The sequence below is a fragment of the Sedimentitalea sp. genome (assembly GCF_039973035.1).
GTDB lineage: Bacteria > Pseudomonadota > Alphaproteobacteria > Rhodobacterales > Rhodobacteraceae > Sedimentitalea.
On the sequence record NZ_JBDWLR010000012.1, the window covers coordinates 64,642 to 87,999 of the forward strand.

The following is a 23,358-nucleotide window of genomic DNA, read 5'->3' on the forward strand; positions in this document are numbered from 1 at the left end:
AACCCACCATGGCCCAAGATATGAGCATCGACAGCTATCTGTCCCTAGGTGGCAAGCTGACAAACCCGACAAATGTGCCGCCCCGCTATCGCGCGGAACTGATGAAGATGATGGCGACCTTTGTAGACAGCGAGCTTGCAGGGGCCGCAGGGTTCGCCGACGTCATCAATGCCGGGCCCGGCATTAGGGAACGCATTGCCGCGGCCAAGATCGTGCTGGAAAAAACCGACAATGCCGACGCCGTTCTCCAGCTATTGGGCGAATTCGGCGCCGATACCGCGCGCTATGCCACCAGCCATCCTTGGACAGCCCGCCTGCCCCGCGACGCCGAACCCGGCACCCGACGCAGCGAACATGACATGCGCCTCTCGGTGCTGAACTACCCTCTGAACGGCTGGACCGACGCGGTCACCATGAACCTCTGCATGGGTTTGGCCGTGGGCGAACAGCTTGCCGAGATGCAAAAGGTCTCCTACCAGCCGCTTGCCGATGCCATACGCAAAGTCGCCCCTATCGAAGCGCGCCACGTCGAATTGGCGGCCGAAGGGCTTGCCCGGCTTGTTGAGCAGGGACAGGGCAACACCATTTCGGAATTGGTGGCCTATTGGCGCCCCCGGATCGAGCCGATCTTTGGCAATGTGCCGGATGATCGTTTCGAACAGTTGAAGAAATGGGGCCTGCGTCATCGAACCAACCGCGAACTTGGCGCGTCCTGGCGCAGTCGCCTTGATGAAAGCCTCGACAAGATCGGGTTGGCGGGCTGAAGCGGCGATCTGCATCTTGCTGGCATGTCGCGGTTGCGGCGATTGACCAAAGCAACAGCATCCGGCGCGCAGAATCTCATTCAAACTGGTGTCAAAATAGCCTAATGCGGGCGCATGCTTGATCATGATGACGAAATCCACCCGCTTTTTTCCGGCGCCCCGACCAGCACCGCTTTCAAAAAGCTGCGCAAACGCATCGTGCGTCAGACCCGCGAGGCGATCGACGCCTACGGCATGATCGAAAATCGTGAGGCTGATCCGGGCGCACCGCGCCCGCGTTGGCTGGTGTGTTTGTCCGGTGGAAAAGACAGCTACACCCTCCTCGCGATCCTGCATGAACTGCAATGGCGCGGCTTGCTGCCGGTCGACATTCTGGCCTGCAATCTGGATCAGGGACAGCCGGGTTTCCCGGCCACCGTGCTACCGGAGTTTCTGGAAAGGATGGGTGTGCCTCATCGGATTGAGTATCAGGACACTTATTCAATCGTTGTCGACAAGGTCCCCGAGGGGCGTACCTTCTGTGCGTTGTGCTCGCGCCTAAGACGCGGAAACCTTTACAGAATTGCCCGTGAAGAAGGATGTTCTGCGGTCGTCCTCGGACATCACCGCGACGATATTCTCGAAACCTTTTTCATGAATCTGTTTCATGGCGGACGCCTCGCCACGATGCCTCCAAAACTGGTGAATGAAGAAGGGGACCTGTTCGTCTATCGCCCGCTCGCACATGTCGCCGAGGTCGATTGCGAAAAGTTCGCCGCCGCGATGCAATATCCGATCATCCCCTGTGATTTATGTGGAAGTCAGGACGGTCTGCAACGCCAGCAGGTCAAGCAGATCCTCAATGGCTGGGAAGCCAACAGCCCGGGACGTCGGCAAGTCATGTTTCGCGCCCTGATGAATGCCCGGCCCTCGCATCTACTCGACCCGAAACTATTTGATTTCGCGGGCCTTTTGCGTAATCCCGACAGAATCTCCGAAAATCCGCAGGAAATTCCGACACTGCGTTAACCCCAAGGTCAGAGACCGACACCTAGGTTGCACTGTGCCCGCGCTGCCAGTTTGCGAAAGGTAAAGTCATGACCAATCCGTCGCTCGGCCTGCTGGCCCGACTGCAGGAACGGATCGCGCCGATCCTGATGGGTCCGCCGATTCTGGCTTTCCTGCCGGCGATCACTTTGGCCGCCTTCTGGTTCGGAGGTGAGTTGGCGCTTATCTTGGTGGCTCTTGGATTCCCTCTGATCATTGCCGCCACCGGTGGATTCGGCAAATTGCCTGATCGGGCGCTAATTTCCCGCGACAGCGTCACCGGCCTGCTGTTGCGCGACGGCTTTGACGCGACGCTCGACCATGTCTACCAGTCCACCGCGACGCCGGGCCTGCGCTCTGCCTGTTTCATGTTGGAACTTGATGACTATGGCAAGTCAGTCGACCGCCACGGGCAAGCCGCGGCGGACCTGATCATGCAATGCAGTGGTACCCGGCTGGTTTCGGCTCTGCGTGACGGAGATACAATTGCACGCATGGGCGATTCCCGCTTTGCGGTCTGCTTGATACCGGTGCGTCACCTCGACCTTGAACTTTGCATCCAAATTTCGGGCCGGCTGCAATCCGCTGTTGAAGAACCCATTTCGGTAGACGGTTTGTCTGTCCATCTGTCCTGTTCGATCGGGTTTTGCCTGCACAGTCGCGCGCCGGGAGAGACCGGTCAGGAATGGCTTGCGGCAGCCTCGGATGCGCTCATCGAGGCTAAACAGATTTCAGCTTCGACAATCCGCGCCTATTCTGCGGAAACCCGCAAGAAATCGGGCCTGCGCTCGGAATTGCGCGATGATGCTGCCAGCGCGCTCGAAAACGGAAGGATTCAACCATGGTACCAACCTCAGATATCGACAGATACCGGCAAGGTAACCGGGTTTGAGGCCCTTGCGCGCTGGACACACCCGACCCACGGCCTGATCGCGCCAGACACCTTTCTGCCAATACTGGAAGAAGCGGGGCTTATGGAGCGGCTTGGCCAGGTCATGCTCGACCATGCCCTGACGGCGCTCAAAGCTTGGGACACGGCCGGATTGGATGTACCGCGCGTTGGCGTGAACTTTGCAACTGACGAGCTTCGAAATCCCGGCCTCGTCGACAAGATTCTCTGGGCGCTTGATCGGTTTGACCTCCCGCCAGAGCGTCTGTCGGTTGAAATAGTGGAAACCGTCGTCGCCGATTGCCCCGATGACATCGTCACCCGCAACATTGCGGGTTTGGCCGAACTTGGCTGCCGCATCGATCTCGACGATTTCGGAACTGGTCAAGCGTCGATCGCGGCCATCCGACGCTTTGCGGTGTCGCGCATCAAAATTGATCGGTCCTTTGTCACCAAAGCGGACCGCGATCCGGATCAACAACGGCTGGTCGGCGCGATCCTGTCGATGGCGGAAAGACTGGACATGGAAACCTTGGCAGAGGGGGTCGAAACCGTGGGCGAACACGCTCTGCTCGCACAGCTGGGGTGTGACCACGTCCAAGGATACGGAATTGCGCGCCCGATGCCCTTTGAACAGACGCTCGACTGGGTCACGAACCATATGGCAAAACTGCGCGATGCACCCCGTATTGGCCGCGATGTAGGTTAACCCGCCGTCTCCGGGCGCCTGTAACGCAGCAAAACGGGGCGAATTCGCTTGACCTTCCCGGCACTACTCTGTTGAACCCACCCAGTCGTAGAATGCACAAGGTGGCTGTCCCCGATGGACGATCAGAACAAGAATCTCATCCTAGCAACCGCGCTCAGTTTCGTGGTGATCCTCGTCTGGTTCGTTCTTTTCCCGCCTCCGGAACCGGAACCTGCCCCCGAGCCCGACGCGATGACCCAAGACATCGAGGGCGAAGCACTCGCCGCTGCCCCGACCACGGCGGATGTTCCGGCATCACCCGCAGCACAGGCCCAGGTGCGCGAGGAATCGCTGTCGGAATCGCCAAGGATCACAATCGACACACCACGCTTGACCGGGAGCGTGTCCCTGCTTGGCGGTCGTATCGACGACCTGTCCCTGAAAGACTATCGCGAAACCCGCGCACCGGATTCGCCGATCGTCAAACTCCTTTCCCCGGTCGGCACCCCGTCTGCATATTACGCGCTCTATGGTTGGGCGCCGGGTTCAGGCCTCACACTTGACGACGTTCCGGGAGCCAACACTGAATGGACGCTGGAATCCGGCGACACGTTGTCCCCCGACTCGCCCGTCATTTTGGCTTGGGACAATGGCAACGGTCTAACCTTTCGGCGCGAGCTGGCGATTGACGATGAATACATGTTCACCGTCAACCAATCGGTCGAAAACAGATCAGGTGGAACCGTAAGTCTTGCGCCCTATGGCATCCTTGCACGGCATGGCGAGCCTGCGGACTTGAAGAACTTCTTCATCTTGCATGAAGGTGTGGTGTCGATGGCAGACGGCACACTGGACGAAATCGACTACGACGACATGCCTCCAGCCGCAGAAGCGACGGAAACAGCGATCACAGAAAACGGCTGGATCGGCTTCACCGACCACTTCTGGATGTCGACGCTCATTCCGGAACCGGGAACCGCGTTCAAGGCCAGCGCGCTGCACGATACGACGCGCGATATCTTTCAGACCACCGCCAAACTCTCAACCCAAACAGTGGCTGACGGACAAAGCACCAACGTGACGACCCAACTCTTTGCCGGTGCAAAGGAATGGAGCGTTCTGCGCGAATACGAGAAGGGCGGCATTCAGAACTTTGTCGACAGTATCGACTGGGGCTGGTTCTTTTTCCTGACCAAGCCAATCTTCTGGCTTTTGCACAATATCCACTTGCTGATCGGAAATATGGGCTGGTCGATCATTGGCCTCACCCTGATCATCAAGGCGATCCTGTTCCCGCTGGCCTATAAATCCTACGTTTCCATGGCCAAGATGAAAGAACTGCAGCCGCAGATGGAAAAGCTGAAAGAATCAGCAGGCGACGATCGACAGAAAATGCAGCAAGGAATGATGGAGCTTTACAAGAAGGAAAAGGTGAACCCCGCCGCAGGCTGTCTGCCGATCCTCATGCAGATACCGATTTTCTTCTCTCTCTACAAAGTGATCTTTGTCACCATCGAGCTCCGCCAGGCCCCTTGGTTCGGCCCCTTCCAGGACTTGTCGGCCCCAGACCCAACGTCGATCATGAACTTCTTTGGCCTGCTTCCGTTTTCGGGGCCAGAGCCCGGAACGCTTATGGCGACGATCTTTATCGGCATCCTGCCTCTGCTGCTCGGCATATCCATGTGGCTACAACAGAAGCTGAACCCGGCACCCACCGATCCGACACAGCAAATGATCTTTGCGTGGATGCCCTGGGTATTTATGTTCATGCTCGGCAGCTTTGCCAGCGGGCTGGTCGTATACTGGATCGCGAACAACACGATCACGTTTACGCAGCAATACCTGATCATGCGCAGCCAAGGCTATAAGCCGGACGTGTTCGGCAACATCAAGTCGAGCTTCTCCAAAAAGGCTAAGTCGGAAAAGGAATGAACGGAGCGGTCACCAGCCCAATCCGGCGTTCCATCTGGCGCGAAGGTGTGGACGTAGCACCACCCGCTGCGGGGTGCAGCCTGGCCAGTTGCAGTGCGCGTTTCGGCGTTGGTCGTGACGCGGAGGAGATGTTCTCATGAAGATGACTTTTCCCGAGGCCGAGACACCCGACGCCGCCACCGCTGAAACCGGGCGCCTGCTGTTTGCGCGCGAATCAGAATTCGTCAAAGGCGTTGTAGCGATGTCTGGCCTGCCCCCGGCGGACCGGGTCGAGATTTGTTTTGCCGGGCGCTCAAATGTCGGGAAGTCGTCCCTGATCAATGCACTGACCGGAACCAAGGCGCTTGCGAGGGCCTCGAACACCCCGGGGCGAACTCAAGAGATCAACTTCTTCACCCAGGGTCCCGACCTATATCTCGTCGATTTGCCCGGCTATGGCTTTGCCAATGCACCGCTTCCGGTCGTGGAAAAGTGGCAACGCTTGCTGAAACAGTATCTTTCGGGTCGTCAGACGCTGCGGCGCGCCTTTGTTCTGATTGACGCACGGCACGGGGTCAAACCGGTCGATGCCGAAATCATGTCGCTGCTCGACAGCGCGGCGGTGACCTTTCAATGCGTTCTGACCAAGACCGACAAGGTCAAGGCCAAGGATCGCGACCGTGTGCTCGCCCAGGTGCGTACTGCGCTGGCCAAACATCCAGCCTCTTATCCCGAGATCGTTCTGACCTCGTCTGAAAAGGGCGACGGGATCGCAACGCTGCGCGCCATCATCGCGGGCCTGATCTGAGCCCTTGCGGGCGGACAGCAAACCATGACATCCCTGTAGCGAACGGATGAGCAAGATGAAGACACGCCAAATGAACCGCGACTGGATTTCCACGGCGGCGACGCTGTCAAGCGCCCTGCCCTATTTGCAACGTTACACCGACGCCATTGTTGTGATCAAACTCGGCGGGCACGCCATGGGCAGCGATGACGCGATGGACAGTTTTGCCCGCGACATCGTGCTGATGCAGCAGGTCGGCGTGAACCCGGTGATCGTTCATGGTGGCGGTCCGATGATCAACGCCCTTCTCGAAAAGCTCGAGATCAAATCCGAATTCGTCAACGGCAAGCGTGTCACCGACTCGGCCACCGTCGAAGTCGTCGAAATGGTTCTTTCGGGCCTCGTCAACAAGCGCATCGTGCAGGCGATCAACCGGCAGGGTGGACGCGCGGTCGGGATCTCGGGCAAGGATGCCAACCTGATGGTCTGCGACCAGACCGATCCGTTGCTCGGTTTTGTCGGAACCCCCGCCGAGATGGATGTCAAACTGCTGCACACCTTGTTTGAACGCGATATGATCCCGGTGATTGCTCCGCTGGGGGCCGGACGGGATGGCGAGACCTTTAATGTCAACGGAGACACAGCTGCGGGTGCGATCGCCGGGGCGCTCAAGGCGGATCGCCTCTTGCTGCTGACCGATGTGTCAGGCGTCAAGAATGCCGAGGGCGAGGTGGTCACAGAACTCAAGACCGAACAAATCCGCCAGATGACACGTGACGGGGTGATCGCGGGCGGAATGATTCCCAAGACGGAAACCGCGCTGGATGCCATCGAACGCGGTGTGAGGGCAGCGGTCATTCTGGATGGGCGCGCGCCCAACGCCTGCCTTCTTGAGCTGTTCACCGAACATGGCGCCGGTTCCATCATCCGACCGGACTGATCCGGTGCATGCCGACTTGGAAACGGCTTCGCTGCCGGGCCGGCTGAACTCAGAGCTTGTCGAACATGGATTGCTGATGATGGCCGCACTGCACCCAGCCAAGGTGCAGGCGCGCGACCTGACGAGCGGCACGCTGGTGCTGATTGGTTGTGGCCCCGGGTTTTGGCAGGTTTTCAACAGGGCGCCCGAAGCAAATGACGGCCAACGCGATCCCGTTGACCGCTGGTCATCTCGCGTCATCACGTCACTTTCAAACCACTACGATGCGACGCCGTATTTCCCGTTTGGCGGGCCGCCCTATACGCCATTTATTGACTGGGCTCAGAAATCGGAACGCGCCCATCCCAGCCCCACAGGTATGCTGGTGCATGACACGGTTGGACTGATGATCTCCTACCGCGGCGCGCTGCATTTTAAAGCTGAATTGCCCCTGCCCCGGAACAAGGCGCAAAATCCCTGCGACACTTGTACAACGCGCCCTTGCGCGACTGCCTGTCCGGTTGGCGCGCTCAGCGAAACACAGGCCTATGATGTCGCGGCCTGTCATGCTTATCTGGACACGGAGGCGGGTCAGGACTGTTTGTCAAACGGCTGCGCAGCCCGACGTGCCTGTCCGATCAGCGCCGGAGCCAACCGCACTCCGGAACAATCCACCCTTCATATGAAAGCGTTCCATCCGAAATGACCCGCACCCTGATCCTGATGCGCCACGCCAAATCAAGCTGGGATGATTACACTCTCACCGATCACGATCGCCCTCTTAACAAGCGCGGTCAACGCTCCGCCAAGGCTCTTGGGGCTTGGCTTGCCAGCAAGCCATGGCAACCCGATCAAGCGCTTGTATCGACCGCGACAAGGACACGCGAGACTTTTGCGGGCCTTGGCCTTTCGTTGGACGCCGAACTCACCCGTTCACTGTATCACGCAGATGCGGCCGAAATGCAGCTGGTATTGGAAACGGCCATCGGTGAAACCGTGTTGATGATCGGTCACAACCCAGGCATCAGCCTGTTCGCGCAAGATATGGTCGCAACTGCGCCCAAACATCCGCGCTTTGCCGATTTTCCAACCGGGGCAACTGTGGTCATCGAATTTGATATCCAAAGCTGGGGCGCCGTGGATACCCACACCGGACGGGTGTTGGATTTTGTGATCCCCCGCGAATTGTTGGCGTGAAACTTTTCTGAACCACATTGATCGCACGCCCCGGCGCATGAAAAAAGGCGGGACAGTTTCCTGCCCCGCCTCGAAATCCCTGTAGGTGGTGCCGTGTCTCAGTGACCGAGAATCTGGCTTAGGAACAACTGTGTCCGCTCGCTCTGCGGGTTGTTGAAGAACTCTTCTGGTTCGTTCTGTTCGACGATCTGCCCTGCGTCCATAAAGATCACGCGGTTGGCAACCTGTCGCGCAAAACCCATTTCGTGAGTCACGCACAGCATCGTCATGCCCTCCTCGGCCAGTTCAATCATGGTGTCGAGCACCTCTTTGATCATCTCCGGATCGAGTGCCGATGTCGGTTCGTCAAACAGCATCACCCGTGGTTTCATGCACAGGGATCGTGCAATCGCCACACGCTGTTGCTGGCCACCGGACAACTGGCCCGGATACTTGTCTGCCTGATCCGGGATCTTGACCTTTTCAAGGAAGTGCATCGCCGTTTCCTGCGCTTCTTTCTGAGGGGTCTTACGCACCCAGATCGGAGCCAGCGTACAGTTTTCAAGAATGGTCAGATGTGGAAACAGGTTGAAGTGCTGAAAGCACATGCCAACCTCTGACCGGATCTTGTCGATGTTCTTGAGATCAGATGACAGTTCGGTTCCGTCGACGACGATCTTGCCCTTTTGATGCTCTTCCAGTGCGTTGATGCACCGGATCAGCGTGGATTTACCCGAGCCGGACGGGCCACAAATGACGATGCGTTCGCCACGATAGACCGTCAGGTCGATGTCGCGCAGAACGTGGAATGTCCCGTACCATTTGTTCATGTTGGTGATGCTGATCGCGACTTCGTCGGATACTTGCAAACGTGCTGTTTCGGCCATTTTCAAGCCCTCTCTTAACGATGATCTGTCGCAAGGCGGCGTTCAAGCCACTGCGAATACTGTGAAATGCTGTAGCAAACGACGAAGAACAGGACTGCGGCGAAGAGGAACAATTCCCAATACACCCCGTTCCATTCCGTCGATGCCAAGAGTGGGCCCCTGATCATTCCGACAACGTCGAACATCGAAATTACCGAGACCAGGGTCGTGTCCTTGAACAGCCCCACAGCCACGTTGACGATGCCGGGAATTGAAATCTTCAGCGCCTGCGGCAGGATGATCAGCCGGATGGCCTGAGGATAGTCCAGGCCAAGGCTGTCGGCAGCTTCCTTCTGCCCCTTGGGCAACGCAGCAAGACCACCCCGGATCACCTCGGCGATATAGGCCGCGGAGAACATGGTGATCATGATGACAACCCGCAGGAACAGGTCGACGGTCGCGTCTGGCGGAAACAGGTAGGCCAGCATGACGCTTGCCACGAACAGCAATGTGATCAACGGCACGCCGCGAATGAACTCGATGAAGATCACGCAGATGCCTTTGACTACTGGCAGGTCTGACTGTCGGCCAAGCGCGAGCGCGATGCCAAGCGGGACAGACAGCGACACGCAGGTCACGCCCAGCATCATGTTCAGCATAAAGCCACCCAGATCCCGGCTTGCCACCGCCGGCAGCATCGCGTTGTCAGATGCGTTTTCCGGTATGAGCAGGCCACCGATCCACCAGACAATGCAGGCGACCGCTATCCCCCCGAAAAAGCCGGCTGCAAAGCTTCTGGTGACGAGTTTTTCGTAGGCCATATAGCCAAGCAAACAACCCGCCAACGCCAGGACCGGCGACAGGACTGTCCCGCCCCAGATCAGCCAGAATGCGATGAACGGAAAGAGGCCCGTAAAGATCAGCATCTTGCGTGGCAGATCAAAGAACAGAACCGGCGCGGCAGCAACAAGCATCAGAAAGAATGCCAGCGTCGGACGCCAATAGAATTCCGGCGGGTATTTGAACCCGAACATCAACTGGTTCCAGCGTTCGGTCAGTACCGAGAAACAGGCGGCAGATCGGCCATTCAGCACTTCGCGACATTCCGCGAGCGAGCTGGTGTTCCAGACTCCGCCCAGTAACCACGGCAAGGACGAGCTGAGCACGACATAAATCACATAGAGCGATACAAGCGTCAGCAAAGCGTTGCCCCAAGACGGGAACAGATTGTCCCGCACCCATCTGACCGGCCCCGACGCGCTGTTCGGTGGGGCGGACTCGGGGATGGGCGTGTCCCTGACAAATGCGACGGCGGGTTTCTTGTTTAGATCAGACATCCCTCACCGCTCCTGCAATTTGGTTGCGTTGTTGTAGATGTTCATCACCAGCGAGATGCACAGCGAAATCACCAGATAGAACAGCATCAGCAGCACGACACATTCGATCGCACGGCCCGTCTGGTTCATCGTGATACCGCCCAGTGTCGCGGTGATATCCGCATAGCCGACCAGGATCGCCAGCGACGAGTTCTTGGTGATGTTGAGATACTGAGAGATCAGTGGCGGGATAATCACCCGCAGCGCCTGCGGCAGAACCACCAGGTTCATGACGCGACCGGGGCGCAATCCCAGTGCGGCGGCGGCTTCGGATTGTCCCTTGCTGACCGCCTGAATGCCCGCGCGCACGTTTTCGGCGATAAAGGCACCAGTATAGACAGAAAGAGCGAACCAGAGCGCGATCAGCGGCGCGCCAATCTTGATCCCGCCTTGAAAATTGAACCCCTTGAGCGCCGGGTATTCCAGCCCGATCGGGGCCCCCATGACGAAAAAGGCAAGCAATGTCGGCACAAAGAAAATTGCCAGACAGGGCCACAGCATCGGCAACAGACGCCCGGTGTCATACAGCAGCTTGGTCGCATACCGACGATAGGCAAACACACCGATGACAGACAGGATGAACACCGCGACCACGACCAACGAGCCCGGCCCCCAGACCGGCGCCGGGATATAGACACCCCGGTTGGTAAAGGCCACCGAATCCATGAACATCGACGCTGTCGCGTTGTCGCCTCGGAAGGCGCGTGGGCCCGGCATCGAGACCGTCATGACGCCATAGATGATGAGGATCCAGATCAGCACCGGAATATTACGGAAGATCTCGACATAAAACGACATCAACTTGCGGACGATCCAGTTCTGGGACAGTCGCAGCACACCCGCAAAGACCCCGAGGATAGTCGCCGTGATGCAGGCCAGAAATGAAACAAGCAACGTATTGAGAATGCCAACGACCGCAGCACGCAGGTTGCTATCCTGATTGTTATAGGAAATCAGAGTCTGGTTGATGTCATAACCGGCTGGGGTGCTGAGAAAGCTGAACGAAATGTTCAATCCGGCTTCTCGCAGGTTCTTGGCCAGGTTCGAACCAAGATATGCAATGGACGCGACAAGCAAGATGACAGCGATTGCCTGAAACGTTGCCGAGCGATACCGCGTATCGTTGAGCAGCATCGACAGGCGAAACTGCTCGGTCGGTGGATCCGTAATAGTCGTCATGTATGGTATCCCTGTTTCCTCCGATCTCTTCTTTCGGCGAGGTATGTCCCCGCTCGTGGAAGATCGAAATCATTGTTCTGGATAAAAAACGGGGCGCAAGATAACTTGCGCCCCATTTTTTGGTGTCTTAGCGGAACGGTGGGGAGTAAAGCAGACCACCGTCGGTCCATTGTGCGTTCAGACCGCGTGCCAGGCCGATCGGCGTGGTTTCACCGATGTTCTTGGCAAAGACTTCGCCATAGTTGCCACCGGCCAGAATGGCGCGCTTGGCCCATTCAGCATCAAGTCCGAGCATCTCGCCAAGGGTACCTTCGGTGCCCAGAAGACGGTTGATTTCCGGATTGTCGGTGCCTGCGGTCAGTTCGTTGATGTTGGCCGAAGTCACGTTCAACTCTTCTGCCGTGATCAGCGCGTTCAGCGTCCAGCGCGCCACGTCAGCCCATTCGTTGTCGCCATGGCGAACCAGAGGACCGAGAGGTTCTTTGGAAATGATTTCCGGCAGAATCACGTGTGCGGAGGGGTCTTCAAAGGACGCACGTGTAGCCGCCAGGCCCGAAGCGTCGGTCGTGTAGGCGTCACAGGCACCGGCCAGATATTGCTGCTGGCCTTCCGCGTTGGTTTCGATCGGAACCGGCTCATAGCTGATGTTGTTGACCCGGAAGAAATCCGCCAGGTTCAGCTCGGTTGTGGTGCCGGTCTGGATACAGACGGTGGCACCATCGAGTTCCTTGGCAGAGCTGACGCCCAGTTCTTTGGGGACCAGAAAGCCCTGACCATCATAATAGTTCACGCCAACAAAATCGAACTTGAGATCGACGTCGCGGCTGAAGGTCCAGGTCGTGTTACGCGCCAGCAGGTCGATTTCGCCCGATGCCAGAGCGGTGAAACGGGTTTTGCCTGTCGTTGGCACAAATTCGACGGCGTTCGCATCGCCCAGAACGGCGGCGGCGACGGCGCGGCATACATCCACGTCAAAGCCTTTCCATTCACCGTTCGCATCCGGTGCGGCAAAGCCGGCCAGACCGGTTGCAACGCCGCAATTCAACGTGCCACGTGCCTTGACGTCATCCAACGTGCCAGCAGCAGCGGCTCCCGCAGCGACGCCGGCGACCGTAAGTGCGCCAAAAAGTACGGATTTTTTCATGATTACCTCTTCCTGATTTTCCGCCCCTCATCTGGGCGGTTTGCCCGGTACCTGTCATACCGATGGATACACCGAAGAAAGGGCTGCCCCCTTCAGTGGGGGCGAGTTTGGGCGCATTCTTGCTCAAACGTCAAGTCTTTGAACCCACAAATCAATGTTCGATCCCCGAGTTACCCTAGGGTCAGCCGCATCTGTGTTCACTGCAGCGTTGATCGGCAAAGATCGATGAACCGCTTTGCGTGCAAGAATGCGTGACGCTTGATTTCCGTCCGTTCCTGCGCCTCATCATCCGCACCCCACTGTTCTTCCTGCCAGTTTTCGTCCAGCCGGGAGAGTTGCCAGATCTCGTCCGCATCTCGCCAATTCGCCGCTGCGGCAAACCCCAGAATCAATGAACCGGACAGGCTGACGAGATCGTGAAACCCGGCCAGTTCGAATTCGGTCATGCGATGAACCGGAGCGGCGAGACAGGCGAGCGCCGCCTCGGGCTGTGGTTGGTGGATCACTCCGTTTCGCGGGATCAGTCGCGCGCCAAGGGTCTCATGTGCCCAATCAAGCGCCGGGTCCCATTGGTCGGACTGGCGTGCAATCAACTCTTCGGGCGTATCGGCGCGATAGCACAGCAGATCAGTGTCGCCATAGGCGGCCAGCATCTCAGCAACTTCGCGATGCTGGTGCCGCACCTTGTCGATTGCCGCATTGGCGGAACGTGTCACCGGCATGCTCAGCGGGTTGATCACCTCTTTCTGTGCGTCCCATTCCGCGGCCACAGCCTCGGCCATAGGGCGTGTAGGCAAGAGCAATGCTGCCTTTGCCGGCGTCTTGATACGACGCTGATCAAGTTCTATCGCATAACCTTCGCCATCTTTGGCAACAGCCGTCGTTTTCCAGAACCGTTTCTGTTTCTTGTCGCTCATGTCGGCACCTTCCAGATCATGTCCAATGCATCCGGCAGCTCACCAAACCTGTCTACGATGCGATCTGCGAGGTGCAATTCCGATACGCCGTGATATCCCCAACTCACACCAATTCCCGGCACCTTTGCAGCATGGGCCATTTCCATGTCAAAGCTGGTATCGCCGATCATGATGGTCTGCGCCGGGCCAACCCCTGCTTCGGCCATGGCCGTCGTGATCATCGACGGATTCGGTTTGGACGGATGAAAATCCGCGTTCTGTTTTGTCACGAACACCCGTTCCAGATCATGCGCCTCAAGCAATGCGGTGAGACCACGCTGCGACTTTCCGGTTGCTATTCCAAGCAAGATGTCGGGGCTTTCGGCAAGTTGGGCAATCAGTTCGCGCGCGCCCGGATAGAGCGGCGATTCCGCTGCCGCACCTTTGGCTAGCCGGTAGGCGTGAAACGCCTCCTTATAGCCGTTCACGAGCCGGGCCTGCGTTTGTACCGCCTGATGCGGTGCCAACCGTGCAATCGCATGATCCAGCGACAATCCTACAATCGACAGCATTTTGTTTCGCTCTGGCACCTCCAGCCCAAGGGCTTGGAAGGCCGCGGTCGTCGCGGCCACAATGGCCCCCTGGCTGTCCACCAGTGTCCCGTCGACATCAAAGATCACCAGCCGCAAGGGATCGGTCATTGCAGCTCCTCGAATGGATCCTCCGCGGCCATATCTTCGGCCCAGCCGAAGGTGTCCCAGCTTTCTTTCATGTGGTCCGGCAACGGCGCGGTAATGGTCACGACCTTATGGCTGACCGGATGTTCGAACGACAGGCGGCGGGCATGCAGATGCAGCTTTTTGCTGATGATGCCGCCCAACTGCGCGCCCCAGCCATCGCCCATGTTCTCCTGACCGGAGCCACCGTATTTGCCGTCGCCGATAATCGGATGCCCGATTTCGGACATATGTGCGCGCAACTGGTGAGTACGGCCAGTGATCGGCTCCATCGCGACCCACGAGGCCCGCCCGGCGACGCGATACAGCGTGGCATAGATCGTGTGCGCACGCTTGGCACCATATGTTTCGTTGATCTCGTCGGGATGCACGGCAATCATCTTTTCGCCTTCGCCGCCACGTCCATGCCCCGGTGCCTTGACCAACCCGGTCTTGATCTCGCCCAGATAGGGCGTCGGGACACCGGCCACGAGAGCCCAGTAAATCTTGCGCGTGTTGCGATGCCGGAACGCTGCCGTAAGCCCCTTGGCCGCCTGTCGTGTGCGCGCCAACAACAAGACACCCGAGGTATCCTTGTCGAGCCGGTGCACCAGTCGCGGATTTTCCTCGGCATCAAACCGCAACGCGCCTGCCATGCCGTCAACATGCCGGGTCTGACCGCTGCCTCCCTGCACCGGCAGCCCTGCGGGCTTGTTCAGCGCCAGAACGTCGTCATCGCGATAAATCACACAGGATTGGATCATGCGGGCATCGGCATCCGAAATGCGCGTTGGCATCGGCGCAGGGCGATGTTCTTTGTCCGGCAGCGGCGGAATGCGCACCTTTTGCCCGGCCATGACCCGGCTCGATGCCTTTACGCGCCCTCCATCGACCCGCAGTTCGCCCTTGCGGCACATCTTTTCGATGCGCCCCTGGCTGACATGCGGAAACATCCGGCGCAGCCAGCGATCAATGCGCTGATCGTCATCATCGTCTTCAACCGTGATTGTCTGAACGCCGCTCATGCAAATACCCCGCGCGCGAGCATCAGGCCGAGGGCCAGCGCCCCAACGGAAAGCCCGACAGATAAAAGAATATAAAGCGCCGCCTGCCCGTGATCACCGCGCTCGATCAAGGTCATGGTTTCAAGCGAGAACGCCGAGAAGGTGGTAAAGCCTCCCAAGAGACCGGTCATCACCAACGGGCTGAGATGTGTCAGCCCCTTGTGCGCAGCGGCAACGACGAACACGCCCATCAGGAACGATCCGATGACGTTCACCGCAATGATGGCGATCGGGAAATCGCTGTGGCCGAACATCCGCAGGATGCCCACCCCCGACAGATAGCGCAGCGAAGCGCCGATCGCACCCCCGAGGGCGACAAGAGAAACGGATGAAATCATGGCCGGGATGTCGCGCGGCAAGCGTCCAGAGTCAAGCAATCGCACGCGGCACACCGTGTTCCTTGCCAACCAATCGGCGCGTCTTTGCAAGATTGTGCATTCGCATCCGTTATCGCTTGCCATCCAAGCAGCGGCCCGTGATCATTCCGACGGATGATGCCCCGGAGACAACCGATATGATCAAACGCCTCACCTTCGCATCCGCGACCCTCGCAGCCGGTATCGCTCAGGCCGATCCGGCTGCGCTGAGCAATGATCTTCAGCAGGCTTTTGATCAAGGCAAGCTTGATGGGTTGCACGCGGTTCTCGTGCGCCAGAATGGCGAAACACTGGCCGAAATCTATTTCGATGGTGTGGATGAACGATGGGGACAACCGCTTGGCTCGCAAAGCCACGGACCAGACACGCTGCATGATCTCAGATCGGTGTCAAAATCCGTGACCGGGCTGCTTTACGGCATTGCTCGGGACAAAGGCTTGGTCGCCGCGCCCGATGCCGGACTGCTGGCCCAATTCCCCGAGTATGCCGATCTTGCGAGTACCGAGCGCAACAGGATCACCATTGGCGACGCGCTTTCAATGCAGATGGGCACCGAGTGGGACGAAAACCGACCGTACACCGATCCCCGCAACAGCGAAATCGCGATGGAACTCGCGGATGATCGGTACCGCTATGTGCTGGATCGGCCAATCGTTTCAGAGCCCGGCAAAACATGGACCTATTCCGGAGGCACGACGGCCCTCATCGCAGCGATCATTGCCAAGGGTACCGACATGCCGCTGGATGCGTTCGCCAAGCTCCACCTTTTTGATCCTCTGGGCATCGATGAATTCGAGTGGATCGCTGGCGAAGACGGCATTCCGTCCGCCGCATCCGGCTTGCGCCTCTCGGCACGCGATCTCGCCAAGATCGGAGAGATGGTCGCCGCCGGTGGTACATATGACGGACAGCAAATCGCAGCGTCCGACTGGCTGAAGCAATCCGCAACGCCACGCGCCCAACTCGATCCGCTGCGGTATGGATATCACTGGTGGTTGTCGCCGATTGGCGATCCACCCAACTGGATGGCCGGGTTTGGCAACGGCGGTCAGCGCATGTCGATCAGCCCAAGCGTTGGATTGGTCATTGTGATTTACGCTGGCCGCTATAACGATATGCAAGCATGGGAATTGCCGCTTGCCGTGGTCAATGACTATGTCGCTCCGGCACTGGGCCTGAATTAGCCCCCGCGCTGCGTACGGAGCTTGGCAAAGTAGTCCAGCCGCTTTTTCAGTTCCCGCTCGAACCCGCGCTCGACCGGCTGATAAAGCGTCGGTCGCTTGACCCCATCCGGAAAATAGTTCTGTCCTGAAAACCCGTCTTCGGCGTCGTGGTCATAGGCATAGCCGTCGCCATACCCCTGATCTTTCATCAGCGAAGTCGGCGCATTCAGGATGTGTTTGGGGGGCGGTTCGCTGCCGGTCTTTTTGGCAAGAACCATCGCAGCCTTATAGCCCACATAGGCCCCGTTGGATTTCGGGGCGAGCGCCAGATAGACCAGCGCCTGCGCCAGTGCCAATTCGCCTTCGGGGCTGCCAAGGCGCTCATAGACTTCCCACGCATGCAAACAGATCGATTGCGCCTGAGGGTCCGCCAGCCCGATATCTTCAACCGCCATGCGGGTGATACGGCGGGCCAGATACCGTGGGTCTTCGCCACCTGTCAGCATCCGAGCCAGCCAATAAAGTGCTGCGTCCGGATCAGAGCCGCGCACCGATTTGTGCAGCGCTGAGATCAGGTTGTAATGCTCATCTCCGGATTTGTCATACTTGCTGGCCCGCCGCATCAAACGGGTTGCCAGTGCTTCGGTTTCCAGCGGCGTGTCGGTCTTCCACGCTGCCACCTGTTCAATCAGGTTAAGCAGCGCACGACCATCGCCATCCGCCATCTCCTGCAACGAATCCCGCGCTGCAGTGGTCAGGGGCAGCGCCCCATCCAGTTCCTGTTCCGCCCGCTGGGTAAGACGCTCCAGATCAGCAAGTGACAAGCGTTCCAAGACCAGGACCTGCGCACGGCTGAGCAAGGCCGCGTTCAGTTCAAATGAAGGATTTTCGGTCGTGGCCCCGACCAGAAGGATCGTGCCATCCTCCATATGCGGCAGGAACCCGTCTTGCTGGGCTTTGTTGAAGCGGTGAATCTCATCCACGAACAGCAGGGTCCCCTGCCCGTTCTGCCGCCGGATTTTCGCCGCCTCGAACACTTTGCGCAGTTCCGGAACGCCGGTGAAAATGGCGCTGATCTGCACAAAATGCAGCTCGCTTTCATCCGCAAGCAACCGCGCGATCGTCGTCTTGCCAACGCCCGGCGGCCCCCACAGGATCAGGCTCCCGAGACTGCCCGCCGCGAGCATCGCGCCCAATGGCGCGTCTGGGCCAAGGACCTGCTCCTGACCGATGACCTCGGCCAACGACGCTGGCCGCAACCTATCCGCCAGAGGCCGGTTTCGCGCGACAGGCTGCGCAGGTTCGTCAGTGTCAAACAGATCGGCCACGGGGTTAAAGCCGGAACCTTAGGCTGAGTCGCTGACCGCGTCGCATCAGGTCCAGTTGAACACTACGCCCCGGACGGGTCAGCGCATCTTCAACATCGGCGCTGACCTCGATCTCGTCTCGGTTGATGGTGCGGATCAAATCGCCGGTTTTCAGGCCAACCCGGGCGCCAAGCCGCCCGGGATCGGTCACGATCACGCCTTCGGTATTGAGAGGGAGCCCAAAGCGGGCAATGACCGCCGGATTGGCCAGCGCCACGGTCAAGTCCGGCAATACCGTGGACTTGCTCAGCTTGCGTTCGTCCGACTCAGGTTCGTCAGGGGCCGGCGCCATGGCGACAGTGCTTTGCCGTTCCTCTGAATCGTGCATCCAAGTGACTTTGGCGTCCTGACCAATGCCCGCGACCGTCATCCGGAACAACATTTCGGCCGGAGAGTTCACCGGCTGATTGTCCACATGGGTGATCACGTCGCCAACACCCAGCCCTGCTTGTGTAAAGGGGCTGGCCTCGTGCAGTTCGGTGATGACGATGCCATCAGGAACAGACAAGCCCAGAGATTCCGCAAGATCGGAGTTGACCTGCTGTCCCGACATGCCCGCCCAGGGCCGCTCAAACCGTTCCGCGCCCTGACGCGCCTGATGCACAAATTCCGCGACAAGGTTGGCGGGAATCGCAAACCCGATGCCGTTGGAGCCGCCCGAACGGCTGAGGATCGAGGTGTTGATACCGATCAGATTTGCATTCACATCAATCAGCGCGCCACCCGAATTTCCGGGGTTAACCGCGGCGTCGGTTTGAATGAAATACCCCCGCGCCTGACCGGTTGCGGCACCGGATCGCGCCAACCCCGAAACGATACCGCTGGTCACGGTCTGCCCAATGCCAAACGGGTTGCCGATGGCCATCGCCAGTTCCCCAACCTCAACATGATCAGAATCGCGCAAGGTCAGGAACGGCAGATCATCCGCCTCCTCAAGCTGCAGGATCGCCACATCCGCTTCTTCATCGCCCAGCAAAACCCGCGCTTCGTATTCGCGGCGGTCGGACAGGACGACGCGGATATCGGTCGCCATGCCGACGACGTGATAGTTGGACACGACAATCCCGTCCTCCGACAGGATCACGCCCGATCCCAACGAGTTCTGTACGCGCGGCTGTGGATTGCCAAAGCCACGAAAAAAATCCTTGAAGAACGGGTCATTCATAAAAGGATTCTGACGCGCCTCGACCACCCGGCGGGCATAGATGTTGACCACGGCCGGGGCGGCACGTTTCACAAGCGGTGCAAAACCCAGCGAAATTTCGGCCTGGCTTTGCGGCACGCGGGTTTCCGCAATGGCGGCTGGCGCGGTGAGAAAAACAAGGGCGATAAATGCGAGGCGGATCATGGTTGCTCCGGTCTGTTGTCCGTACCGGATATGCGGCCCGCCTGACTGGATTGCAAGTGTCAGGAGTTGTGCGACCCCTTCTCGTCTACGCAGCTTGTTGCAGAGACGCTCAGGTGCCAGCGGTGTGGGGCTCTGCTGGCTTTCGAATTCACGTTCCCATTTGCGGCTTTGAGAAATGGCTATCATCGCCTAGGCTTGGCTCAAATTGTCGTCAGGAGACCGTTGTGCTTAAGGTTGACGAACAGATTGAGACTCTCGAACGACTAAGGGAACTCTTACCAACCGAAGGTTTTACCAACACTTTCCTAAAGGTGAGTGACAGTCTAAATGAGGTGGCCCGAAAGTTCATTGAACAAGCGCCGTTTGTGATTGTCGCGACCAAAGCGTCCGAAGGACTAATCGATGTTTCACCCAAAGGCGATCCCGCCGGGTTTGTCGAGGTTTACGACGACAAGACTCTGATTATCCCGGACAGACTCGGCAATCATAGGGTGGATGGCTTCCAGAACCTGATCGAAGACCCCAATGTTGCGCTCTTGTTCATTGTCCCAGGACACGGGGACACATTGCGAATTGCCGGTAAAGCCCGTGTCGTAAAAGACGCTGCGATTAGCAAACGGCACGCCATCAATGGAAGGGAGCCCTTGCTTGCCCTCGTCGTCGAAGTGGAAGAAGCTTTCATGCATTGTTCAAAGTCGCTGATCCGCTCGCGTCTTTGGCATCCGGAACATTGGCCAAAACGAAAGACGGCGCCTACGCTTGCCGAGTGGGTGATTGCCACGGTTGATAGAAAACAAACACTCGACGAAGTGCAGAAAGATCATACCGCCGATGAGGGCTCTCGCCTTTATTGAAACGCGAACGAGCCGACGTTCGTGCATTAAGCAACATTGGCTAAACTGGACTAAGATCCCGACAATCATCCAAACAAAAAGGACCCCGCCCTTTCGAGGCGGAGTCCCTAATTCAGTACCGATATAAGTTCGGCTTATTCTTCAGCGGCCTCAGCGGCAGCGGTGCGGGCCTTGTCGGCAGCACCCTTGGCATCGCGGTCGCGATCGACGAATTCGATGATTGCCATCGGCGCCATGTCGCCATAACGGAAGCCGGCTTTCAGAACACGCACATAGCCGCCCTGGCGGTCTTTGTAGCGCGGGCCCAGGATATCGAACAATTTTGCGACGTACTGTTCTTCCTTCAGCTTGGAAGAGGCCTGACGGCGGGCGTGAACGTCGCCGCGTTTTGCCAGCGTGATCATCTTTTCGATGATCGGGCGCAGTTCTTTTGCCTTGGGCAAGGTTGTCTTGATCTGCTCATGTTCGATGAGCGAGCCGGCCATGTTCGAGAACAGCGCTTTGCGGTGCTCATGTGTACGGTTCAGGCGGCGGTAACCACGTGCGTGACGCATTTTCCAAATCCTTCTACAGGTTTATACTTTGTACGGCCCCTGATGCGTGTCAGAGGCTCTGTTGGGACGGTATTGCCCGGATTTCCCCGCAAGCGCGGGCATTGTGGTGAAGACGCGCTTAAAACGCGTCTTCGAATTTCTTGGCCAGATCTTCGATGTTGTCTGGTGGCCAGTCTTCGACGTCCATGCCCAGGTGCAGACCCATGCCCGACAGCACTTCCTTGATTTCGTTCAAGGACTTGCGGCCAAAGTTCGGCGTGCGCAGCATTTCGGCTTCGGTCTTCTGGATCAGGTCGCCGATGTAAACGATGTTGTCGTTCTTCAGGCAGTTTGCCGAGCGAACAGAGAGTTCCAGTTCGTCCACTTTCTTGAGCAGAAGCGGGTTGAACTCGAGACCATCGTCGTCATCCTGACGGCCAGCCGATTCAGGTTCATCAAAGTTGACGAAAATCGACAGCTGGTCCTGCAGAATGCGCGCGGCAAAGGCCACGGCATCATCCGGGGTCAGCGATCCGTCGGTTTCGACCTTCATGGTCAGCTTGTCATAGTCCAGAACCTGACCTTCACGAGTCGGCTGCACATCATAGCTGACCTTTTTGACCGGCGAATAGATCGCGTCGATCGGGATCAGGCCGATGGGTGCATCCTCGGGCTTGTTCTTTTCAGCCGAGACATAGCCTTTGCCGGTATTCACGGTCAGTTCCATGAACAGATCGGCACCATCGTCGAGGTGGCAGATCACGTGATCGCGGTTCAGAACCTCGATCCCGGCGCTTTCGCTGATGTCGCCAGCGGTTACAACCGCAGGACCTTTTGCCTGGATCGAGAGGCGCTTGGGCCCTTCGACTTCCATGCGCAGGCTGACGCCCTTGAGGTTCAGAACGATGTCGGTGACGTCTTCACGCACACCGGCAACCGAGGAGAACTCGTGCAGAACATTGTCGATCTGAACGCTCGAGATGGCCGCGCCTTGCAGGCTGCTCATCAGGATGCGGCGCAGGGCATTGCCCAGCGTCAGACCAAAACCGCGTTCCAGCGGCTCGGCAACAACCGTCGCCTGACGCGCCGGGTCATTGCCCGGTTTAACGTCCAGCTGGGTTGGCTTGATCAGCTCTGCCCAATTCTTGTGGATCATGTGTCCCTCCATTCCTGCCTGTATCCCATGTCCAGATAGATACGGGCGCCCGAGGTTTCAAAATGACGAACTGGGGCCGTGCGAAAACGCGCAGCCCCAGCCTTGGTATGGGTAATCAGACGCGGCGGCGCTTTGGTGGGCGGCAGCCGTTGTGTGCCATCGGCGTAACATCGCGGATCGACGTGATGTTGAACCCGACAGCGGCCAGCGCACGCAGCGCGCTTTCACGGCCAGAGCCAGGGCCCTGCACTTCGACTTCCAGCGTCTTGACGCCGTGATCCTGAGCTTTTTTGCCAGCATCTTCGGCAGCCATCTGAGCAGCATAAGGTGTCGATTTACGCGACCCTTTGAAGCCCATGGTGCCCGCAGACGACCAGCTGATCGCGTTGCCTTGAACGTCCGAGATCAGGATCTTGGTGTTGTTGAAGCTGCTGTTCACATGCGCCACACCGGCGGCGATGTTCTTGCGCTCTTTTTTCTTCGCGCGTACTTTTTCGCGTGCCATCAGTCAGCCCCCTTATTTCTTCTTGCCAGCAATGGCCTTTGCGGGGCCTTTGCGGGTGCGAGCATTGGTGTGGGTACGCTGACCGCGAACCGGCAGGTTGCGGCGATGACGCAGGCCGCGATAGCAGCCAAGGTCCATCAGACGCTTGATGTTCATCTGCGTTTCACGACGCAGGTCACCTTCGACGCTGAGGTTGGCATCGATGTATTCACGGATCTGCAGGACTTCGCTGTCGGTCAGTTCGTTGACCCGGCGGGCCATGTCGATACCGACGCCTTCGCAGATAGCCTTGGCAGTCGTGTTGCCAATTCCGGTGATATAGGTGAGGGCGATTGGAACCCGCTTTGCAGTCGGGATATTAACGCCGGCAATACGTGCCACGTGTCACTTTCCTTTTCGTTGCGGGTCCGTAGTTCCGGACCCTTTTTTCACAACGCTTGGCCGTGGCAGTGTCGCCATTGGACCCAGCATTCTTATGAGGTGGTCTGCGTGGATCGGCGAATCCGTTCCACGCCATTGATTCCCTTGCGGGATGGGGGTGGGTATGGCGTTTTCGAAGAGGCGTCAAGCGTTGATTAACTTGTTGCGAAAACAGGCAGCAAATTCGCCGCAAATCATCCCGAAACTTTGGGCACCAGCGCTTGTGCTCCCTAC

At 58.3% G+C, this 23,358-nt stretch carries 24 protein-coding genes; 10 read left to right on the forward strand and 14 right to left on the reverse strand.

What is annotated here, in order from left to right:
* Positions 1–8 precede the first annotated feature (8 nt).
* The 8 genes from ABJO75_RS01815 to ABJO75_RS01850 all read left to right on the forward strand — a co-directional run bounded on the left by ABJO75_RS01815 (position 9) and on the right by ABJO75_RS01850 (position 8,181).
* Positions 9–764 (forward strand): Phenylacetic acid catabolic protein, encoded by a 756-nt coding sequence (locus ABJO75_RS01815; protein WP_348132456.1) that lies wholly within the window; start codon positions 9–11, stop codon positions 762–764.
* Positions 765–878: 114 nt separating this feature from the next.
* Positions 879–1,772, forward strand: a complete 894-nt coding sequence (gene ttcA, locus ABJO75_RS01820; protein ID WP_348132458.1) for a tRNA 2-thiocytidine(32) synthetase TtcA — start codon at positions 879–881, stop codon at positions 1,770–1,772.
* A 68-nt stretch (positions 1,773–1,840) separates the two neighbouring features.
* Positions 1,841–3,388 (forward strand): bifunctional diguanylate cyclase/phosphodiesterase, encoded by a 1,548-nt coding sequence (locus ABJO75_RS01825; protein ID WP_348132461.1) that lies wholly within the window; start codon positions 1,841–1,843, stop codon positions 3,386–3,388.
* A gap of 114 nt (positions 3,389–3,502) precedes the next feature.
* Positions 3,503–5,299: a membrane protein insertase YidC gene (yidC, locus tag ABJO75_RS01830; RefSeq protein WP_348132464.1), complete on the forward strand. Its 1,797-nt coding sequence runs from the start codon at positions 3,503–3,505 to the stop codon at positions 5,297–5,299.
* A gap of 136 nt (positions 5,300–5,435) precedes the next feature.
* Positions 5,436–6,086: a ribosome biogenesis GTP-binding protein YihA/YsxC gene (yihA, locus tag ABJO75_RS01835; RefSeq protein ID WP_348132467.1), complete on the forward strand. Its 651-nt coding sequence runs from the start codon at positions 5,436–5,438 to the stop codon at positions 6,084–6,086.
* 55 nt (positions 6,087–6,141) lie between these two features.
* The gene (gene argB, locus ABJO75_RS01840) at positions 6,142–7,005 is read left to right on the forward strand and encodes an acetylglutamate kinase (protein ID WP_348132470.1); all 864 of its coding nucleotides are present in this window, start codon (positions 6,142–6,144) and stop codon (positions 7,003–7,005) included.
* Positions 7,006–7,009: 4 nt separating this feature from the next.
* The gene (locus tag ABJO75_RS01845) at positions 7,010–7,690 is read left to right on the forward strand and encodes a ferredoxin (protein WP_348132473.1); all 681 of its coding nucleotides are present in this window, start codon (positions 7,010–7,012) and stop codon (positions 7,688–7,690) included.
* Positions 7,687–8,181 carry a histidine phosphatase family protein gene (locus ABJO75_RS01850; RefSeq protein WP_348132476.1) on the forward strand — a complete coding sequence of 165 codons (495 nt, stop codon included), beginning with the start codon at positions 7,687–7,689 and terminating at the stop codon, positions 8,179–8,181. Before ABJO75_RS01845 ends, ABJO75_RS01850 begins: the two co-directional genes overlap by 4 nt.
* Before the next feature lie 98 nt (positions 8,182–8,279).
* On the opposite strand, the gene ABJO75_RS01855 is transcribed toward ABJO75_RS01850, so the two are convergent.
* The 8 genes from ABJO75_RS01855 to crcB form a co-directional block, all read right to left on the reverse strand.
* A complete protein-coding gene (locus ABJO75_RS01855; RefSeq protein WP_348132479.1) occupies positions 8,280–9,047 on the reverse strand; it encodes an amino acid ABC transporter ATP-binding protein in 768 nt (255 codons plus the stop codon).
* Positions 9,048–9,061: 14 nt separating this feature from the next.
* Positions 9,062–10,363 carry an amino acid ABC transporter permease gene (locus tag ABJO75_RS01860; protein ID WP_348132482.1) on the reverse strand — a complete coding sequence of 434 codons (1,302 nt, stop codon included), beginning with the start codon at positions 10,361–10,363 and terminating at the stop codon, positions 9,062–9,064.
* A gap of 3 nt (positions 10,364–10,366) precedes the next feature.
* Complete coding sequence (locus ABJO75_RS01865; RefSeq protein ID WP_348132484.1) at positions 10,367–11,581, reverse strand: ABC transporter permease subunit; 1,215 nt, start codon at positions 11,579–11,581, stop codon at positions 10,367–10,369.
* 127 nt (positions 11,582–11,708) lie between these two features.
* Positions 11,709–12,725: an amino acid ABC transporter substrate-binding protein gene (locus ABJO75_RS01870; RefSeq protein WP_348132487.1), complete on the reverse strand. Its 1,017-nt coding sequence runs from the start codon at positions 12,723–12,725 to the stop codon at positions 11,709–11,711.
* Positions 12,726–12,922: 197 nt separating this feature from the next.
* Positions 12,923–13,642, reverse strand: coding sequence for an ATP12 family protein (locus tag ABJO75_RS01875; protein WP_348132490.1), 720 nt, complete (start codon positions 13,640–13,642; stop codon positions 12,923–12,925).
* On the reverse strand, positions 13,639–14,322 hold the full coding sequence (locus ABJO75_RS01880) for an HAD-IA family hydrolase (RefSeq protein ID WP_348132493.1): 684 nt from the start codon (positions 14,320–14,322) through the stop codon (positions 13,639–13,641). Before ABJO75_RS01880 ends, ABJO75_RS01875 begins: the two co-directional genes overlap by 4 nt.
* Positions 14,319–15,362 (reverse strand): RluA family pseudouridine synthase, encoded by a 1,044-nt coding sequence (locus ABJO75_RS01885; protein ID WP_348132496.1) that lies wholly within the window; start codon positions 15,360–15,362, stop codon positions 14,319–14,321. Before ABJO75_RS01885 ends, ABJO75_RS01880 begins: the two co-directional genes overlap by 4 nt.
* On the reverse strand, positions 15,359–15,739 hold the full coding sequence (gene crcB / locus ABJO75_RS01890; RefSeq protein WP_348132706.1) for a fluoride efflux transporter CrcB: 381 nt from the start codon (positions 15,737–15,739) through the stop codon (positions 15,359–15,361). The genes ABJO75_RS01885 and crcB overlap by 4 nt, the downstream gene beginning before the upstream one ends.
* Before the next feature lie 137 nt (positions 15,740–15,876).
* Here crcB and ABJO75_RS01895 point away from each other — a divergent pair, with 137 nt between their 5' ends.
* Positions 15,877–16,962: a serine hydrolase gene (locus ABJO75_RS01895; protein ID WP_348132499.1), complete on the forward strand. Its 1,086-nt coding sequence runs from the start codon at positions 15,877–15,879 to the stop codon at positions 16,960–16,962.
* On the opposite strand, the gene ABJO75_RS01900 is transcribed toward ABJO75_RS01895, so the two are convergent.
* Together ABJO75_RS01900 and ABJO75_RS01905 are read right to left on the reverse strand one after the other, a co-directional pair.
* Positions 16,959–18,269 carry a replication-associated recombination protein A gene (locus ABJO75_RS01900; RefSeq protein ID WP_348132502.1) on the reverse strand — a complete coding sequence of 437 codons (1,311 nt, stop codon included), beginning with the start codon at positions 18,267–18,269 and terminating at the stop codon, positions 16,959–16,961. The genes ABJO75_RS01895 and ABJO75_RS01900 overlap by 4 nt on opposite strands.
* Positions 18,270–18,273: 4 nt before the next feature.
* Positions 18,274–19,656 (reverse strand): trypsin-like peptidase domain-containing protein, encoded by a 1,383-nt coding sequence (locus ABJO75_RS01905; protein WP_348132710.1) that lies wholly within the window; start codon positions 19,654–19,656, stop codon positions 18,274–18,276.
* A 224-nt stretch (positions 19,657–19,880) separates the two neighbouring features.
* Here ABJO75_RS01905 and ABJO75_RS01910 point away from each other — a divergent pair, with 224 nt between their 5' ends.
* On the forward strand, positions 19,881–20,510 hold the full coding sequence (locus ABJO75_RS01910) for an MSMEG_1061 family FMN-dependent PPOX-type flavoprotein (protein ID WP_348132504.1): 630 nt from the start codon (positions 19,881–19,883) through the stop codon (positions 20,508–20,510).
* A gap of 134 nt (positions 20,511–20,644) precedes the next feature.
* On the opposite strand, the gene rplQ is transcribed toward ABJO75_RS01910, so the two are convergent.
* The 4 genes from rplQ to rpsM form a co-directional block, all read right to left on the reverse strand.
* The gene (gene rplQ / locus ABJO75_RS01915; RefSeq protein ID WP_348132506.1) at positions 20,645–21,064 is read right to left on the reverse strand and encodes a 50S ribosomal protein L17; all 420 of its coding nucleotides are present in this window, start codon (positions 21,062–21,064) and stop codon (positions 20,645–20,647) included.
* Between the two features lie 118 nt (positions 21,065–21,182).
* Positions 21,183–22,199, reverse strand: coding sequence for a DNA-directed RNA polymerase subunit alpha (locus ABJO75_RS01920; protein WP_348132509.1), 1,017 nt, complete (start codon positions 22,197–22,199; stop codon positions 21,183–21,185).
* Between the two features lie 115 nt (positions 22,200–22,314).
* Positions 22,315–22,704, reverse strand: coding sequence for a 30S ribosomal protein S11 (rpsK, locus tag ABJO75_RS01925; protein ID WP_348132511.1), 390 nt, complete (start codon positions 22,702–22,704; stop codon positions 22,315–22,317).
* 12 nt (positions 22,705–22,716) lie between these two features.
* Positions 22,717–23,085, reverse strand: a complete 369-nt coding sequence (gene rpsM, locus ABJO75_RS01930) for a 30S ribosomal protein S13 (RefSeq protein ID WP_348132514.1) — start codon at positions 23,083–23,085, stop codon at positions 22,717–22,719.
* Between the last annotated feature and the right edge of the window lie 273 nt (positions 23,086–23,358).

Bases quoted from the DNA above. Each gene is read 5' to 3' on its own strand.
- ABJO75_RS01860 (WP_348132482.1), bottom strand. From the start codon at position 10,363: ATGTCTGATCTAAACAAGAAACCCGCCGTCGCATTTGTCAGGGACACG.
- crcB (WP_348132706.1), bottom strand. From the start codon at position 15,739: ATGATTTCATCCGTTTCTCTTGTCGCCCTCGGGGGTGCGATCGGCGCT.
- ABJO75_RS01880 (WP_348132493.1), bottom strand. From the start codon at position 14,322: ATGACCGATCCCTTGCGGCTGGTGATCTTTGATGTCGACGGGACACTG.
- rplQ (WP_348132506.1), bottom strand. From the start codon at position 21,064: ATGCGTCACGCACGTGGTTACCGCCGCCTGAACCGTACACATGAGCAC.
- ttcA (WP_348132458.1), top strand. From the start codon at position 879: ATGCTTGATCATGATGACGAAATCCACCCGCTTTTTTCCGGCGCCCCG.
- ABJO75_RS01885 (WP_348132496.1), bottom strand. From the start codon at position 15,362: ATGAGCGGCGTTCAGACAATCACGGTTGAAGACGATGATGACGATCAG.
- ABJO75_RS01920 (WP_348132509.1), bottom strand. From the start codon at position 22,199: ATGATCCACAAGAATTGGGCAGAGCTGATCAAGCCAACCCAGCTGGAC.
- yihA (WP_348132467.1), top strand. From the start codon at position 5,436: ATGAAGATGACTTTTCCCGAGGCCGAGACACCCGACGCCGCCACCGCT.
- rpsK (WP_348132511.1), bottom strand. From the start codon at position 22,704: ATGGCACGCGAAAAAGTACGCGCGAAGAAAAAAGAGCGCAAGAACATC.
- ABJO75_RS01875 (WP_348132490.1), bottom strand. From the start codon at position 13,642: ATGAGCGACAAGAAACAGAAACGGTTCTGGAAAACGACGGCTGTTGCC.
- ABJO75_RS01905 (WP_348132710.1), bottom strand. From the start codon at position 19,656: ATGATCCGCCTCGCATTTATCGCCCTTGTTTTTCTCACCGCGCCAGCC.
- yidC (WP_348132464.1), top strand. From the start codon at position 3,503: ATGGACGATCAGAACAAGAATCTCATCCTAGCAACCGCGCTCAGTTTC.
- argB (WP_348132470.1), top strand. From the start codon at position 6,142: ATGAAGACACGCCAAATGAACCGCGACTGGATTTCCACGGCGGCGACG.
- ABJO75_RS01865 (WP_348132484.1), bottom strand. From the start codon at position 11,581: ATGACGACTATTACGGATCCACCGACCGAGCAGTTTCGCCTGTCGATG.
- ABJO75_RS01855 (WP_348132479.1), bottom strand. From the start codon at position 9,047: ATGGCCGAAACAGCACGTTTGCAAGTATCCGACGAAGTCGCGATCAGC.
- ABJO75_RS01870 (WP_348132487.1), bottom strand. From the start codon at position 12,725: ATGAAAAAATCCGTACTTTTTGGCGCACTTACGGTCGCCGGCGTCGCT.
- ABJO75_RS01825 (WP_348132461.1), top strand. From the start codon at position 1,841: ATGACCAATCCGTCGCTCGGCCTGCTGGCCCGACTGCAGGAACGGATC.
- ABJO75_RS01815 (WP_348132456.1), top strand. From the start codon at position 9: ATGGCCCAAGATATGAGCATCGACAGCTATCTGTCCCTAGGTGGCAAG.
- ABJO75_RS01850 (WP_348132476.1), top strand. From the start codon at position 7,687: ATGACCCGCACCCTGATCCTGATGCGCCACGCCAAATCAAGCTGGGAT.